Here is a 16,665-nt window from a genome sequence, read left to right as displayed (position 1 = left end):
ACACCACCCCCGACGTGATCTGGTATCCCGACTCCCACACACAAAATGGTGGTCACGGTTGCGCGACAGTGCCGGAGTCCCGCCAGCTTCCCCACACCACCTGGGCATCAACCCACCCATTGGGCCGACAGCGAACACAGTACCCCCACCAAGGTCACCCCGACATCGACCGGGCAGCCCCTGAGCTCGCCTGAGAAGCCTTAGGTTTTACGTCGGGGTTGTTATTTCACGAGGATCTGAACATACGACGTACATTCGAAAGTCCAACCATGGGAAACGCGCCTTGGCGTGGGGGCAGCCACCATCCGACGAGTGTGGGTAATTCGTCACCTTCTGGACCACTGCCCGTCACTTCGTCCCCATACCGTCAATTCGTGACAGTCATGTGGCTACGTCTGAGCAGCCCATTACCACGCTAGGAGTCAACTGGTGAAAATCCTTCGTACCTCTGTCCTGGGCCTTGCCTGTGCGACGGCGCTCGTCAGCACTGTGGGGGTGAGCCCCGCCCAGGCGGCCCAAACTGATGAATCCGCAGATCCGCACGTCGCCCTCTTGAGCGAATACAACCGCTACTGGAGCCCCAAGCCTTTTGACAAGAAGGACTTCCACACTGCTTTCCGCGGTGACGTCACGGCCCAGGGTTCGAAGCTCCTGACTCGCAACGACGAAGGTGTCGAGCAGATCAACAAGGCTGGCTTTGATCAAGCGCAGCAAGCTGCTGACCGGCAGGGCCGATCCCAACAGTGGCGTGCCCTACGCGATGCCACGATGTTTACCGATCCGCTGCAAGAAGACAACGATTCCCTCGGCCCGGTCCTCGGTAAATACGTGGCCGAGGGACTTGCCCGGTGTACCCCCGTGAACCTTCATTCCTGCAGCCTTAACCACGTTGCCCGGTTTATCTGGTCGACAGGCTTCCAGGAAGTGATGACGAAGGGTACCGGACCCGCGAAGAAATACTTCAACTACCCGCGCCCATATCTTACTGATCGTAGCTTCGCCGATTCCGGGAACCCGAACGACCTTCACGGCCTCAAAAAGAACCTCGATATCGAGCGTGTGCCGAGCCGAATTGATGTGGATCACAAGAGGGGCGGCCGGGCTCTCCTCACCGCCGGCTACGACCTGATGAACGGCGCTTCAGGCACCAATCTGACTGTCAGCCAGGCCTTCCCGTCCGGGCACACCACCGCTGCCTATGCCTATGGTCTGGCCTTGGCTGAGGTTTTGCCCGAGCTGGGTCCCGAGATCCTCGCCCGAGCATCCGAGGCCGGCAACAATCGCGTCGTGCTCGGCGTGCACTACCCGATGGACATCATGGGTGGGCGCATCGAGGGTCACAGCAACGTGTCCGGTGCGCTGACCACAGATAGGTTGTACGTTGCCTCCCTCAAGGCCGCCCGCACCGAGCTCACGGCATACCTCACTCACCGTTGTGAAGCCGACGGTCACGGTGACACTTTGCAGGCATGCATTGGAAACGTAGGGGCTAACGACAAGAAGGGTTACTACAACACCTTCACCGACTCGGTGTCAACGGCACCGGTAGTTGATCGCGCCTCAGCACTCAAGGCCTATCGTGCCCGCATGACTTACGGTTTTGACAAGGCTTCCGCCTATGGCGGCCCGGCCCCCAGCGCTACCGCTCCGGTCGTTCCGGCTGGTGCTGAGAATCTGTTGGACACTGCTTTCCCAACTCTCTCCGATGCCCAGCGCCGTCAGGTGCTGGCGGCCACCGAGATTGATGCCGGATACGCTCTCGACTCCTCCTCGGGTGGATGGCAGCGCCTCAATCTGGCCGCAGCCATGAGCGCCAAGGTAACTGTCGACAAGGCCGGACGCGTTGTCAAGGTTGAGACCGGAGACCTTAAACCCGAAGTCGTCTCGGCTCCCAAGGCTTCTTGAGGCCAAACCGTTCGAAGTCCAGTCATTTTGACCGAGTAGTCACGGTCAAAATGACTGGACTTCGTTCATTCCTCAGCGGAGGGGTTCGAGCGCCGCGAGTACCTCATTGAAAGCTTCGGTCGAGGACGGGTGTGTCCAGATCCCGTCACGCAACGTCTCGTAGCGCGCTCCCAACCGCATGGCTAGTGAGACAAGGTTGACCAGTTCCTGCGAATCAATGCACCACAGAGTCGCGCCCAGGATGGTGTGGTCGTCGGCGTCGACGAAGACTCGAATGACACCCTCGGTTTGGCCGACAATCTTGGGTCGCGGCATGGCGGCGATCGCGGCGACATCCTTGGTCGCCACGAGTACCGAGCGACCGGACTCCCGGGCCTGGCGCATCGTCATGCCGACCTGGGATAGCGGCGGCTCGAGGAAGGTCGTCGCTGGGACCCCCACCCGATCGTCACGGCGGCGGGGCCCGTCATGCAGGGTGTCCCACAGCACGCGGTTGTCGTCAAGGGAGACATAGGTGAACTGCGGTCCACCGTTGACGTCACCGACCGCGTACACCCCCTCAACGTTGGTGCGCAGCTGATCGTCGACGATGATGTAACCCCGCTCATCAGTGGCCACCCCGGCGGCGGCCAGATTGAGGTCTTCGGTCGCTGGGCGTCTGCCCGCTGCCACCAGCACCGCATCGGCGGCGAATGTCCGATCGCCGGTGACAATGTCGACATGATCGCCTGCGTCATCGAAAGAGGTCACCTGTGCTCCGGTGACGACGGTGATCCCCTCGCCCTCAAGCATGCCGCGCACCCGGGTCGCGATGTCCGAATCTAGGGCTGGGGCGAAAGTCTCGCCGGCCTCAAGCAGGATCACCTGGGAGCCGAATCGGGCGAACATCTGAGCGAACTCCAGCCCGATGAAGCCGCCGCCTACGATGACGAGTCGCGACGGCAGGGGATCGACGTGCTGGATCGTGGTGGAGTCATGGACCCGTGGACCATCGGCTCCCGGAATTGGAAGGGTGGCCGGGTGAGATCCCGTGTTGACGATAATCGTCTCCGCATGCACGGCGATCTCATCGTCTCCACCGGCCACCTTGACAGTGTGCGGCCCGGTGAAGCTGGCTATCCCGTCGAGGAGGAGCACCTTGCCCTCCAACATGGCATGATTCGCGTGGTTCAATGTCGCGATGAGGGCGTCTCGGTCGGCAACAGCTGAGGTGAAGTAGGAAACAGGGTCGCGACCGTCCCGTTTGGATGCCGAGTCGATGAGGTCCTTGGTAGGTACGCATGCAATGTTGATGCAAGTGCCGCCGTACATCTGTGCTGATCTCTCGACGAGGGCGACTTTGCGTCCCTCCGCCGCCAGGCGTCCGGCGATCGTTTTGCCGGCGTTGCCCCATCCGATGACCAGAACATCGACCGTGAGCTCTGTGTTCGACACTGGTACTCCTTACGGTGTGTACGCGATTAGTGGTCGGTGGCCCATCGCATCGCCGACTAATGCCATCATGTCACGGTGCTCGGCCCGGTCAGCCGCTTTTCGCGTAGCGCGCATGGATGCCGATGCGTGCTGGTATGAATATCGGCTTCTTTTTCTGATGGCCATGGTGACGTGTTTTCTCAGGTAATAGAAATGACGCGGATGATCTTTGCTCCCTCGAATTGGGAAATCGATCGGAGAAGTGCCCATCTGGGTTTGTGCCGTGGCGATGGCGATGTGTTTTGCAACCGCGAGTGATTTGGACTCCAGATGACCTTTGGGCTTCCAGCAATGAGAGCGGCCTTTGGCCTCGGAGAATCGTTGTGCGTAAGTTTTGGACGAGGGAAGGTTGGGGGTGGCTGCCTGCGGGCTAGGCACGGATGCTATCCCCTAGCTTGGGAGCCGAGTGTTTTGTGTACTATCCGCGTTCGTGCGGATAATACAGAAACACGATAATCGTGATAACTAAAAGCACGTGGCTTGCAGCGCAGATAGGGGTTTATTCATGGATGAGCGGGTGCTGGATGCCCAGAGGTGGGTCAACGCGACGTATTCGGGCATTGCTGGCTATGACCGTTGCCCGGAGAATGGCAAAACGAATTGGGCGACGATGTACTCGCTCACGCAAGGCTTGCAGCACGAGTTGGGGATCCAGGAACTGTCGCATGCGTTCGGTCCGACCACAATGTCCAAGGTGGACGCCCGTGGTGGTGTCGGGCCGGGCGAACAGAACAAGAATATTGTCAACATCATTAAGTGCGCCTTTTACTGTAAAGGTTATCCCGGTGGGGATCTCGACGGGATCTGGAGAAGTTCACCTCCTTTTGGGCCGCAGCAGGATGCAGTGGCGGGTTCCTTGTATGCCATGACCGACAACATGGGTATTGGGAAGCAGGAGAGACTGAATGCTAAACTGTTCAAGGCCTTGCTCACGATGGATGCTTACGTCCTAGTCGCCGGAGGTGATCCGGAAGTTCGTAAGATCCAGCAGTGGTTGAATGGCCGTTATTGGCGGCGTAGTTTTGCAACGCTTATCCCTACGGAGGGACATTATTCACGTGACGTTCAGAAATTACTAATGAAGGCCCTCCAGTCTGAGTTTGGGATAGCGGACGCCTCGGTGAATGGGAATTTCGGGCCGGCGACCCAACGGCAGCTGGCAGCCCATATTTTGAAGCCTGGTGATAGTGGTGTTCTTGTCGAGTTGCTGTCTGCGGCTTGTGTCTTCAACGGTGCTGTTCCAAGAGGTGAAGGCATGGTTCATACAATGTTCAAGTCTACGTTTGATGACAAGTTGGCCAAGTATATTCAGGCATTTCAAGCATTCAGTTTGCTACCAGTTACCAATCGTGTGGACTACGCAACGTGGTGTCAATTATTGGTATCCACAGGTGACCCAAATCGCGCGGCGCATGCGTGTGATACTCGTTTCACGATCACGGAGTCGCTTGCGCATTCGCTGGTCAGATCGGGTTATAGGGTCGTAGGTAGGTATCTTGATGAACCCCCCGGCGGCAAGCTGGATAAAAAACTCAAAGATGGTGAACTCCATGCTATTTTTGCTGGCAACATGAGAGTGTTCCCCATTTGGCAGTACAATGCACGTGACCTGATTGATTTCTCCTTTGAATCTGGATGGGAACACGGAAATAAGGCACATGACCGCATGGTCTATTACGGTTTCAATCCAGGCGCCATTGTCTACTTCTCGGTGGACCATGACGCAACCGATCCTGAAATTGACAGCAATATTATTCCTTATTTTCGGGGAGTTCAGGCGGCCTTGGCTAGCCGAGGTCATGCCTATCGCGCTGGCGTCTACGGTTGTCGTAATGTCTGCTCGCGCGTCTCAGAGCAGACTTACACGGTAAGTTCATTTGTCTCAGGAATGTCGTGGGGCTTCTCCGGCAATCTCGGGTTCCCTCTTCCGTATAATTGGTCGTTCAACCAGATTCAGGAGGTTCGTTACTCTGCTGATTCTGGCAAGGAAATTGATTTGGACCGCGATGTGCACCGTACGAAAATTGATCCGGGGATTGGCCCGGATGGAGTGGGTGGGCATACACCGTCAAAGTTGGAGGACACCTTGGCTAAAGTTGACCAGGTCCATGACATGGCGGCGAAATTCGGTGGGGGCACCAGTGACGTCGCCCTTATCAACAAACGGGTGCTGGAGTTCCTTCGACACCCGAAGTACACCCACGTCTACGCAGGTTGGAGGATCTTGCTCGGGGCTCCCGATGAGGACTGGCTCACGGCAGCTACGAGCGAACTTGGCTCGCTTATGCTCACGTTCGAGGATCCCATTTACAATGAGACCGTATCAATGGATCATCTCGCCGCGACTGCCAACGCCGTCATGCTTATGGGCTGGGGCGACGGGAAAAATGCGAACCGAGGCGATTTCGGGGGCTGGGGTGGTGACCTCTCGACCTTCTATGCCGACTGGATGAACAATGAGAGGAGTTATGCGTCGGGGTACGCGTTTTGTATGGATCGGCTTGCTCATCGCGGTGTCGAGTCGTCCTTCGGTTTCTCGGACATGATCGAAGATGTGGATGGATATCTTCTGGGCCGGGCGATCCGTGCTGGCGTGCCCTTCAAGACGGTGCTGAGGGATTACCTGACTGGCCAGGCGATTACGACCCGCTTCCGCGACTTCTATCGGCTGCGGTTTAACTCGTCGTCCGATTCTGTTGAGAAATCGGCTCGGGCTATGTTTTTCGATTCATCCGATTCTGTGCTGCACAAATTGCAAGTAGCAGCGGTGGAGATGCAGATCAGAGATAAAGCTCTGTTGCCGGAAGTACTGCCGTCGGAGAAATTGTCCCCATTTTTTGAAGGTTTCGCCAAGATTGTCAGTCAGCTGGCGGAAAGCGCGTGAAAGGAACGCGGCGATGACACACAATTCCTACAAGATTCCCCGTCGTGCCTTGCTGAGCGGTATGGCCGCAAGCGGGCTGACGGCCGTTCTGGCTTCTGAGGCCGCCGCCCTGCCCCCGGTTCCGTTGTCGCCCATCCAGCCTTCTCGCGTGCAACGATGGTCTGGGATGCGCAGCGCTAACGACTGGCCGATCGGTGCCGCTGCTGCTGCGCAGACGGTCGAGGGTGCAGGGATCGACGTGACTCTGACGACCGGTGCACCGTCGGTCGTGCTGCTGCATGCCTTGAGGCGCATCAACTACGAACTTGTCTCATTGCGTCCCGGTGACGTGGCAGGGCTCCAGCATGACCGGAATGTTGCCTCACCGCAACGGTCCAACCTTCTGTCCGGGACAGCCTTCCTTTTTCGTGAGAGTTTTCTCCCGTACGGGTCAACGGGTAATCTTTTCCCCGATGAGGTTGTTGTGCTGGAGGATATCGTTGCTGAGTCGCGAGGAGTCCTGGCTTGGGGTGGGCATCTCAGGGTGCCTGACCAGTCCTTGATCTACCTCGCGAAAGGTTCGACTTCACCTGAGGTGGGACGGTTGCAGAGCCATTTCGACGTGGTCGATCACGTGGATGCGTCAGGGGGCGCTGGTACCATAGATGCGTATCTGCCGGAGCGGTGTGCGGTTGCTCGGCGAGAACTGAGGGGGCGCCGATGAGGGGTCCTCGGTTCGTGGTCGTCATGACTGCGTGTGTGCTGTTCTGCTTCGGTGTGGCGGGTTGCAGCACGATCCAATCTGAGGCGGATGTGCAAGCAGCGGATAGCGCCGACGTTGCCGTGCCCCGTGCGCTGCGCAAAGAGTTGGACTCGCGGGGGCTTGCCTCCCCGGCTGAGCGTGCGGACGCCGCGCAGGTGTGGTTTAACGAGACCAGGCCGATAGACATCTCTCTTGGTGGCCATTGGGTGGTGCGTAGTCGTGAGGGGACCCGGTTGCGTGTCGACTTCTACGTCCGTGTGGAGTCAGGCTCTCTGTTGCCACCTGACGGGGGGAAATCGGCATCCTCGGTCGCGTGTCGGGTTTACGACGTGGCCCATGGGGTGACGGTCCAGCAGGTCGATTGTCCAAAGGAATCGCTGGATGACCTACCCTGACACGGCTGCCCTTGCCCGCCGGCTCGTACTCGTTAACAGTGAAGATGAGACATCCGATTGGTTCGAGGGACAGCGTTTGATCACCATCGGTTGACTCGGCAAGCTCCTCACCAAGCGCAGTGATGACGCCCTGCCTTTCTTGCTAGAACTTCGCGTCTTAGTCGCAATCGTGACTGTGTGATGTGGATGTGCCAGGGGTGCTGGTACCATAGATGCGTATCTGCCGGAGCGGTGTGCGGTTGCTCGGCGAGAACTGAGGGGGCGCCGATGAGGAGTCCTCGGTTCGTGGTCGTCATGACTGCGTGTGTGCTGTTCTGCTTCGGTGTGGCGGGTTGCAGCACGATCCAGTCTGAGACAGATGAGGATGTTGCTGGGCGAGCTGACTACGACCTGCCCGACGCGTTGCGCAAGGAGTTGGACTCGCATGGGCTCACCTCCCCGGCTGAACGTGCGGACGCCGCGCAGACATGGTTCAACGAGACCAACCCGCCGGATGTTAACGTCGTCGACCGGTGGGTTGTGCGTAGTCGTGAGGGGACCCGGTTTCGTGTCGACTTATACAGGCATATGGAGTCAGGCTCTCTGTTGCCACCTGACGGGGGCAAATCGGCATCCTCGGTCGCGTGTCGGGTTTACGACGTGGCCCATGGGGTGACGGTCCAGCAGGTCGATTGTCCAAAGGAATCGCTGGATGACCTACCCTGACACGGCTGCCCTTGCCCGCCGGCTCGTACCCGTCAACAGCGGACATGAGACACCCTGATCGGTTCGAGGTACAGCTTCATCCAGAGGAACTGCTCGGTCTAGACGCCCATGGCACGCGCCACTGCCATACTCTGGTGGTGTGAGTACGAAGAATCTGACCCGCGAAGAAGCCCGTCACCGGTCCGAGATCATCACTGTCGAGAGATACCACGTCCGCATCGACGTGCGCGGTGCAGACGCTGATGGGGCCACCCACTTCACCTCCAGCACCAGGGTGCGATTCTCGACCAAGGAGCCCGACACCTTCCTGGACTTGCTCGACGGCGAGATTGAGTCGGTCATCGTCAACGATGAGGAGGTCGAGCCGGAGTATGACGGCTCTCGTATCCAGCTTCACGGACTCCATACTCATCGTAAGAATCTCGTCGTCGTCACCGCCAAGCTGCCCTACCAACACACTGGCCAGGGCTTGCACCGCTTCGTCGATCCCGCCGACGGCAAGGTTTACCTCTACACCCACTTTGAGGCGGCGGACTCTCGCCGGATGTACTCAGTGTTCGAGCAGCCTGACCTCAAAGCCCACGTCGACTTTGACGTCATCGCCCCGAGCGACTGGCGGGTCGCCTCCAACCAGGTCCACGAGGACATTCGGGAGGAGGAAAATGGCCTTCTACACGATTTCGCACTCACCCCGAGGATGTCGACCTACCTCACCGCCATCGCCGCTGGCCCGTACGTCCGATTCGAGGACGAATGGCACTCCCGCGACGGCTCGGAGTCCATCCCGCTGGGCATTCTCGCTCGCGCATCCTTGGCCGAGTACGTGGATCATGAGGAGATCTTCAAGATCACCAAGCAGGGCCTGGCCTTCTACCACGACGCCTTCGGCTACCCCTACCCGTGGGGCAAGTACGACCAGATCTTCGTGCCGGAATACAACCTTGGCGCTATGGAGAATCCGGGTCTGGTGACCTTCACCGAGAAGTACATCCATCGCGGCCCGGCTACTCGATCTGAGCTCGCAGGGCGTACCAACACCATTCTCCACGAGATGGCCCACATGTGGTTTGGCGATCTCGTCACCCCGAAGTGGTGGGACGATTTGTGGCTCAAGGAGTCTTTCGCCGAGTACATGGGCGCTCACGCCTCGGTCGCCGGCACCGAATACCGCGAGGCTTGGACGAACTTCGCCGTCGGGCGCAAAGCCTGGGCCTACACCGCCGATCAGCAGTCGACAACTCATCCAATCGTCGCTGACATCGTCGATCTGGAGGCTGCCCGTCAAAACTTTGACGGCATCACCTATGCCAAAGGCGCCTCGGTGCTCAAACAGCTGGTGGCCCATGTCGGTGTTGAGCGGTTCTTTGGCGCGGCCCGCCACTACTTCCGCGAATTGGCTTTCTCGTCAGCCACCCTCGACGACCTCATTCGTCACCTCGAAAAGGCCTGCGGACGCGATCTGAGCGTCTGGGTCAACGCTTGGCTCAAGACCACTGGTCCCGACGTTCTGCTGCCAGAGCTCACCATTCGTGACGGTGTAGTTTCCGAGCTGGCTGTAGTGCGTGATTCGGTCGACGTCCGCACTGGCCGCGGCGTTAATCGTCCCCACACTTTGCGTGTCGGGCTGTACTCCCTGCGTGGCGAAGACCTGGTGCGCACTAACCTCATTGATCTCGCTATCTCTTCCCCGCGCACTCCGGTTCCTGAGGCTGCGGGCAGGCCGGCTCCCGACCTCATCCTTATCAACGATGATGACCTCACCTACGCCAAGGTGCGTCTCGGCGCCACCGGTACGAAGACCGTCCTTGCCCACCTGTCGGGCCTGACTGACCCATTGGCTCGCGCGCTGGTCTGGTCGATGCTGTGGAATGCCGTGCGCGACGCCAAGCTCAAGGTGCAGGACTACCTCGATGCTGCTGCCCTGCATGGCCCCAAGGAGACCGAACCGGCCATCCTTGCCACCGTTTTGCAGCAGTCACGAATGGCCGTCGAGAACTATCTGCCTGATTTTGCTCGCGAGAGTGCACGTCGCGCGGAGGCAGCCCGGGCTTGGCTCGGACTCGATGGCTCCGAGCCAGGTAGCGATCTACAGCGCATGTGGGCTCGTCACGCTCTGGCGTTGTCAGCTGCCGATCCGCAGTCGGCTGGACGGGTCCGTGGCTTGCTTGACGGTGATGTCACCGGCCTGGTCGTCGATCCGGAGATGAGGTGGCAGTCCTGGATGGCCTTGGCGGGTCTGGGCCAGGCCAGCGTCGAAGATCTAGATGCTGAGCTAGAGCGTGACCACACCAAGACCGGTGTCGCCCATCACCTCGCTGCCCTCACCGCCTGTCCCGACGATGCCGCAAAACAGGAGGCCTATCGTCGCCTGCGCACCCCGGGGGAGCTGTCCAATGAGCACTGTCTGGCCCTCATCGAGGGATTGCGTACCCCGCTGGGAGCAGAGGCCTTTGCCGGTCTTAATAGCTCTTATTTCGATGATCTTGAGCAGATCTGGCAGGAGTTCCCGATTGAGATGGCCCAGCGTCTAGTCGTCGGATTGTTCCCTGACGGCGATGTCGCCGAGACTGCTGACCGTTGGTTGGCGAGTCACCAGTTGGCCTCTGGTGGTCTGACCCGGATGGTTAGGGAGCGTCGCGACGCCGCATCTCGTGCCGAAACCGCCCGTGACTTCAATAGCTGAGTAACGGCGGGTTGTTTAGCGGCGACGCTGCTTGACGACCCGCCACTGCCGCTCCACGGCCTCGCGCCAGGTAGGTACGGTTACGCCGTTGTCGGCCATGATCCGGTAGAGCCGACGCTGGTTGATCTCCAACCCGATCAATCCGATGGCAAAGAAGAAGAGCTGGGTTGACATCGCCCAGCGGAATCCGCTGAGGGTGTAGCGGCCGCCAGGGCACAGTATGTCGAGTAGTAAACCGATGATTTCGATCTCCAAGAGGCCGAAGAAGAAGCCGCCCGTAATCGCTACACCAGTGGCGGTGGCTAACCGGTTGCCTGGCTGGAAGGTGCGCGCCACGTCGAAGCCGACATTTCCGCCTGGCAGGGAGATGCCTAGACAGATGGTGAGGAGGAAAAGCATCCACAACGGGGCGGGCCCCGGCCACACTAGAACGACCAGCCACGCCAGCGCGGAGGCGGTGATCATGGCCTCGATGAGGGTGCCGCGACGAATGGGGTGCCGACTGGTGAGGATGCCGGCGGTCGGTCCGGCGATGGCATTGGCGATGACGTAGACCGTCATAAGCGTCGAGGCGGTGGCCGCTGAGCGCCCCTCAGCGTGGGTGAGGTAGGGCATGCCCCACATCAGCGAAAACACGATTCCGGCGAAATTCGACGACATGTGTGCCCAAAAAGCCAGCCGCGTCGAGGGATGTTTGACGACCTCGGCGACCTGATGGGGGAGCTGTTTGACGTTGGTGTCAGTACGTTGTGGCTCCACTGCGGGCGGGGCGTCACGGATGAGGAGAACTGCCAGCACAGCCGCTGCCGCAGCACCACCGGCTGCCAGGAGATAGGTGGAACGCCACCCGTTGCTGTTCACCATGGCCACCAGGCCAACGGCTGAGGCGACTTGTCCGAACTGGCCCAGCAAACCGGTGAGTTGGGTTACTAGGGGGGTTTGCTTAGGGGGGAACCAAGCTGGCACCAACCGTATTGCGGCACCGAAAATGAAAGCGTCGCCGCATCCGACGAGAAGGCGAGCTAGTACTGCTCCGCCGACACTCCCGGCGAGTGCCATGACGACCTGTCCGATGGCCATGACGGTCGATCCAGCGGTGATGACGACCCTCGACCCTAATCGGTCGACGGTGATACCGGCTGGAATCTGGAGTACGGCGTAGATCGCTAGCTGCAGCACCATGAAGGTGGCGACGACGGAGGCCGGGGCGTTGAAATGGGCGGCTGCCGTCAGCCCCATGACGCCTAGCGAGGTTCGTTGCATGACCGCGAACCCGTACGCGATTACGGCTGTAATCCACACCACCCATGTCATGGCGACGCGACGACGAGGGCTCAATGTGGGGGTACTCACTTGGATCATGGTAAGACGTTCCATCATTCCTATGTGCCTTGAGTGAGGGCACATCTGTGGTCGGGGCGGCAATGATGTTGCTCACCGGCTAGATTTGTCCTGTGGCAGACACAGTGGAGAACGCCGTCAGCACCCCCGACGTTGAGCAGCCCTGGGCAGAGTTGGGGTTGTCCGCCGACGAATATCAGCGCATCCGGGAGATCCTGGGACGCCGCCCAACCGGCGGCGAACTCGCTATGTATTCGGTGATGTGGTCGGAGCACTGCTCGTACAAATCATCAAAGAAGTACCTGCGTCGATTCGGTGACTTGCCCCAGCAGACGCCGCTCGGCCCATTGCTTGCCGGCATCGGGGACAACGCCGGCGTTGTCGACATCGGCAACGGACTGGCCGTCACTTTTAAGGCGGAGTCTCACAACCATCCGTCCTACGTCGAGCCCCACCAGGGTGCAGCTACCGGGGTTGGTGGCATCGTTCGCGACATCATGGCGATGGGCGCCCGCCCGGTTGGCGTCATGAATGCCTTGGCTTTCGGCCCGCTGGACGCTCCAGATACCGCACGTGTGCTGCCCGGTGTTGTCTCCGGGATCGCCGACTATGGCAACTGCCTGGGCCTGCCGACGATCGGCGGCCAGACCCTCTTCGACCCCACCTATTACGGCAATCCGCTCGTCAATGCCCTGTGCGTCGGGGTGCTGCGCCATGAGGATCTACAGTTCGCCAAGGCCTCGGGTGTGGGCAACCTTGTCATTCTCTTTGGTGCGGCCACCGGTGGTGACGGTATCGGTGGCGCGTCGATCCTCGCCTCGGAGTCCTTCGCCGCAGAGGGTGAGTCGAAGCGGCCTAGCGTCCAGGTGGGCGACCCCTTCATGGAGAAGCTGCTCATCGAGTGCACCCTTGACCTCTTTAACGCTGGGGTGGTTGAGGCCCTGCAGGATTTCGGTGCCGCCGGAATCTCCTGTGCCACCTCTGAGCTGGCCAGTGCTGGCGACGGTGGCATGCACGTTGAGCTCGACCGCGTCCCGCTGCGCGACCCGAACCTTGCCCCTGAAGAGATCCTCATGAGCGAGTCTCAGGAGCGGATGGCCGCGGTGGTGCGCCCCGACCAGCTCGACCGTTTCATGGAGATCTGCGCCCACTGGGGTGTTGCTGCCACTGTCATCGGTGAGGTTACCGACACCGGTCGCCTGCACATTGATTGGCACGGCGAGCGGATTGTCGACGTCGATCCGCGGACCGTTGCTCACGACGGGCCGGTACTCGATATGCCAGCCGCTCGTCCGTGGTGGATAGATGAGTTCAATGAGGATGACGCCAACGCGTTGCCGCGTGACAACTCTGGTGAGGGTCTTGCAGGGGCCCTGCTTGCGCTCGTCGGCTCAGCTCACTTGTGTGACCGTTCCTGGATCACTGATCAGTACGACCGATTCGTGCGCGGCAACACTGTGCTCGCTCAGCCGAACGACGCCGGCATGATCGGCATTGACGACAACCTCGGCATCGCGCTGTCTTTGGACGCTAACGGGCGGCAGACCACCCTTAACCCGTACCTTGGTGCCCAGTTGGCTCTCTGCGAGGCGTATCGGAACGTGGCTGTCTCTGGCGCGACTCCAGTGGCCGTCACCGATTGTCTCAACTACGGCTCTCCGTACGATCCTGACGTCATGTGGCAATTCGACGAGACCATCCTTGGTCTGGTTGACGGCTGCCGCGAGCTTGGCGTGCCGGTTACCGGCGGCAATGTTTCCCTGCACAATCGCACCGGAGATGAGTCGATTCGGCCTACTCCGCTAGTCGGTGTGCTGGGCGTTATTGATGACGTGCATCGTCGCATCCCGTTGGCCTTCGCCCACGTCGGCGACGCCGTCTTGCTGCTGGGAACGACCAAGTGCGAGTTCGGTGGGTCAGTCTACGAGGACGTCATCCACGCTGGCCACCTGGGTGGTATGCCTCCGATGCCCGATCTGGATGCCGAGAAGGCTCTGGCCGCAGTGATGGTGGAGGCGTCGAAACGCGGTCTGCTGTCTAGCGCTCACGACTTGTCCGACGGTGGCCTGGCCCAGGCGCTTGTGGAGAGCTGCCTGCAGGGGGGTCTTGGTGTTTCGGTGAGCCTGCCTGAAGGTGAGCCGTCGGTGATGTTGTTCTCTGAGACCCCGGCTCGGGCGGTCGTCTCACTGTGCGGTAGCGGCTACCGCGAGTTCAAGGCGCTGTGCCAGGATCACGGCGTGCCGACTGCGCGTATCGGCGAGGTTATTGATCACGGCGAGCTCGAGGTCAACGGACTGTTCAGCCTCTCCCTTGACGAGATCGAGCGCGCCTGGCGCAAGCCGATCCCGGCCGCTATGGGGGAGTGACGGGAGCTCAGGTTCGGGGCGATCACACGTATGCGGTAAAAGCGGTTTTCGCGTACGGGAACGGCTACGTCGCTGGGTCATCTTCAGGCTGGTGGAACGCTTGCATCGCCTCCGTCAGCGCAGCTAGCGGCGCCGCGGCTTTGAGGTTTTTCTCGCGCCACTCCGCGTCGGGCTGGGAGGCTGCGACGATTGCGCCGCCGGCACCGACCGTTACCTGCTTCCCTGCTCGAACCAACGTCCGGATCACGATGCTGAGGTCGGCAGTGCGATCGAGTCCGAGGTATCCCAGTATTCCCGAGTAGATTCCCCGTGAGCCGGCTTCCAGGCTGTCCAGAATCTCCACAGATCGTTCCTTGGGCGCCCCGGTCATTGATCCGCCAGGGAAGGTCGCTCGCAGTACGTCGACCAGTCTGGCGTCTGCGCGTAGTCGCCCGCGCACCGTGGTCACCATTTGGTGCACCGTCTCATATGTCTCGATTGCCATCAGACGTGGTACCTCCACCGTGCCTGGTTGGCACACGCGCGACAGGTCGTTGCGCACCAGATCGGCAATCATAAGGTTTTCGGCACGGTTTTTCGCGTCAGTTTGTAGCTCGACGACTCGCCGGGCGTCTTCCACCGGATCATCACAGCGGGCGATCGTCCCCTTGATCGGCTTGGACTCGGCGATGCCGTCGCGGACTCGCAGGAACCGTTCCGGGGATGAAGAGCACACCTCCACCCGCGGGTCGGTGAACCGAAGATACGCCCCGTAGGGGGCTGGGTTTCGACGCCGCAGCGTGCGGTACAGCCGCCAGCCGTCCACGTCGCACTGAGTAGTCCACGTGTCGGTGAGACAGGCCTCGTACGAGTCGCCCCGCGCCAGCGCCCGCTGGATTGCAAGGATACGATCCTGGTAATCCCCTTGACTGAGCCGCCACGATCCTTCCACGGGAGCGGTCCGCGGTGTGGGGCTTTCGCTGTCCCCTGGGCGCACCACCAGCGTCGCCGCTAGTGCGTCCAACAGATCAGCGGCTTCGTCGCCGCCTAGTGTGTCGCGATCTACCAAGGCTAGGAGGTGAGCGTGGTGCCGGTAGTGGTCGTATGCAATCCAGCTGGCCGGGCGCAGCCACATGGCGTCGGGCAGCTCGCTGCAGTGGGCATTCGGACCTAAGGTCAGCGCCTTGCATTCATAGCCCAGGAAGCCGACGTAGCCACCTACGAATGGGATATCACCCAGTCCGGGATCCCTTTGTAACGTCCCATCCGCAAGGCGGTGTTCCAGGAAGTTCAGCACATCTCCGGGCTGGGTTCGCCCGTTGACCGTCAGGGTGTTTGTGGTGACGTCGTAACTGACCAGTTCGGACGCCGTCCCTAGCGCTGTGCCCATGACACTCCAGCGGCCGGTGTCGCCATGTGTGGCGGCCGAATCTAACCAGAAGGCGTCACCGTCGCCAGCTAGGTGGCCGAAGGTGGCTTCTTCGTCGAGGTCGATCTCCACCGCTCGGTGGTGGATTTTCCACCGTGTCGTAGTTTGAAGACCTTCCCGTGACTGGGAGTTGCCTGGTTCGCGTTTTTTGTGCACTGCGCTACGCCGGGGCTGGCTGCCAGTCGCGAGGAAGTTTGTGGCCAACTGACGTCCGACCTGCGTCATCACCGATTCTGGGTGGAACTGCACACCCCAATGTGGCCGGTCGGCAACCTTGAACGCCATGATGGTGCCGTCGTCGGCACGAGCGTGCTCGACGACCTGATCCCCCAACATGGTCAGGCACAGCGAGTGATACCGGGTCGCCTCGAAACCCTGCGGCAATCCGGCGAAGATCCCGTGCCCGGAGTGATGGATCCGGCTCACGATGCCGTGGTGGGGCTGAATGGTCTGTAACTGGGCACCGTGCCGCAGCCCGAGGCCTTGGTGGCCCAGGCATACCCCGAGTAGCGGGAGCTCGCTGGAGGCATCGATCACCTCATCAGCGATCTCGAAATCCTCGTCGCTGCACGGGGTGCCAGGGCCGGGTCCGATGACCACGTGATCGAATTCGCCGTCAGCCAATCGGCGAAGGATCCCCTCACGCTCGACCTCCTCGGGGCGGACTACCACCGGCGCGATTCCGCTGGCTTCGGCCAGCAGGTGTGCAAGGTTGAAGGTGAAGGAGTCGTGGTTGTCCACCAGTAGGATCACAGGCCCTCCT

Annotated in this window: 10 protein-coding genes and 1 pseudogene; 8 read left to right on the top strand and 3 right to left on the bottom strand. The window is 60.5% G+C overall.

The genetic code is table 11. The features are described 5' to 3' along the window. Both A5483_RS12725 and A5483_RS09460 read left to right on the top strand, forming a co-directional pair. Positions 1-194, top strand: a pseudogene (locus tag A5483_RS12725) (hypothetical protein); the annotation flags it as partial. A gap of 235 nt (positions 195-429) precedes the next feature. Next, positions 430-1,905, top strand: coding sequence for a phosphatase PAP2 family protein (locus A5483_RS09460; RefSeq protein WP_002549830.1), 1,476 nt, complete (start codon positions 430-432; stop codon positions 1,903-1,905). 72 nt (positions 1,906-1,977) lie between these two features. Here A5483_RS09460 and A5483_RS09455 read toward each other — a convergent pair whose 3' ends face one another. Continuing rightward, the gene (locus A5483_RS09455) at positions 1,978-3,339 is read right to left on the bottom strand and encodes a dihydrolipoyl dehydrogenase family protein (protein WP_063811688.1); all 1,362 of its coding nucleotides are present in this window, start codon (positions 3,337-3,339) and stop codon (positions 1,978-1,980) included. Between the two features lie 544 nt (positions 3,340-3,883). Here A5483_RS09455 and A5483_RS09450 point away from each other — a divergent pair. From A5483_RS09450 to pepN, 5 genes are all read left to right on the top strand, one after another. Beyond that, complete coding sequence (locus A5483_RS09450) at positions 3,884-6,262, top strand: glycoside hydrolase domain-containing protein (RefSeq protein ID WP_063811687.1); 2,379 nt, start codon at positions 3,884-3,886, stop codon at positions 6,260-6,262. A 13-nt stretch (positions 6,263-6,275) separates the two neighbouring features. Then, positions 6,276-6,965, top strand: coding sequence for a hypothetical protein (locus tag A5483_RS09445; RefSeq protein ID WP_193790473.1), 690 nt, complete (start codon positions 6,276-6,278; stop codon positions 6,963-6,965). After that, entirely contained in the window at positions 6,962-7,399 is a 438-nt protein-coding gene (locus A5483_RS09440; protein ID WP_063811686.1) for a hypothetical protein, read from the top strand. Before A5483_RS09445 ends, A5483_RS09440 begins: the two co-directional genes overlap by 4 nt. Before the next feature lie 267 nt (positions 7,400-7,666). Continuing rightward, positions 7,667-8,104 carry a hypothetical protein gene (locus A5483_RS09435; protein ID WP_063811685.1) on the top strand — a complete coding sequence of 146 codons (438 nt, stop codon included), beginning with the start codon at positions 7,667-7,669 and terminating at the stop codon, positions 8,102-8,104. 139 nt (positions 8,105-8,243) lie between these two features. Beyond that, the gene (gene pepN / locus A5483_RS09430) at positions 8,244-10,787 is read left to right on the top strand and encodes an aminopeptidase N (RefSeq protein WP_193790472.1); all 2,544 of its coding nucleotides are present in this window, start codon (positions 8,244-8,246) and stop codon (positions 10,785-10,787) included. A gap of 15 nt (positions 10,788-10,802) precedes the next feature. Here pepN and A5483_RS09425 read toward each other — a convergent pair whose 3' ends face one another. Beyond that, complete coding sequence (locus A5483_RS09425) at positions 10,803-12,101, bottom strand: MFS transporter (RefSeq protein WP_063811694.1); 1,299 nt, start codon at positions 12,099-12,101, stop codon at positions 10,803-10,805. A 140-nt stretch (positions 12,102-12,241) separates the two neighbouring features. Between A5483_RS09425 and purL the strand changes: the two genes are divergently transcribed. Continuing rightward, positions 12,242-14,494 (top strand): phosphoribosylformylglycinamidine synthase subunit PurL, encoded by a 2,253-nt coding sequence (purL, locus tag A5483_RS09420; RefSeq protein ID WP_063811684.1) that lies wholly within the window; start codon positions 12,242-12,244, stop codon positions 14,492-14,494. Positions 14,495-14,558: 64 nt separating this feature from the next. Here purL and pabB read toward each other — a convergent pair whose 3' ends face one another. After that, entirely contained in the window at positions 14,559-16,655 is a 2,097-nt protein-coding gene (pabB, locus tag A5483_RS09415) for an aminodeoxychorismate synthase component I (protein ID WP_063811683.1), read from the bottom strand. Between the last annotated feature and the right edge of the window lie 10 nt (positions 16,656-16,665).

The organism is Cutibacterium namnetense (assembly GCF_001642025.1).
GTDB classification, from domain to species: Bacteria; Actinomycetota; Actinomycetes; order Propionibacteriales; family Propionibacteriaceae; genus Cutibacterium; species Cutibacterium namnetense.
This window is presented reverse-complemented; position numbering and strand designations above follow the sequence as displayed.

Coding starts and splice junctions, on each gene's coding strand:
- A5483_RS09450 (WP_063811687.1), top strand. CDS start 3,884: ATGGATGAGCGGGTGCTGGATGCCCAGAGGTGGGTCAACGCGACGTAT.
- A5483_RS09445 (WP_193790473.1), top strand. CDS start 6,276: ATGACACACAATTCCTACAAGATTCCCCGTCGTGCCTTGCTGAGCGGT.
- A5483_RS09440 (WP_063811686.1), top strand. CDS start 6,962: ATGAGGGGTCCTCGGTTCGTGGTCGTCATGACTGCGTGTGTGCTGTTC.
- A5483_RS09435 (WP_063811685.1), top strand. CDS start 7,667: ATGAGGAGTCCTCGGTTCGTGGTCGTCATGACTGCGTGTGTGCTGTTC.
- A5483_RS09425 (WP_063811694.1), bottom strand. CDS start 12,101: ATGACATGGGTGGTGTGGATTACAGCCGTAATCGCGTACGGGTTCGCG.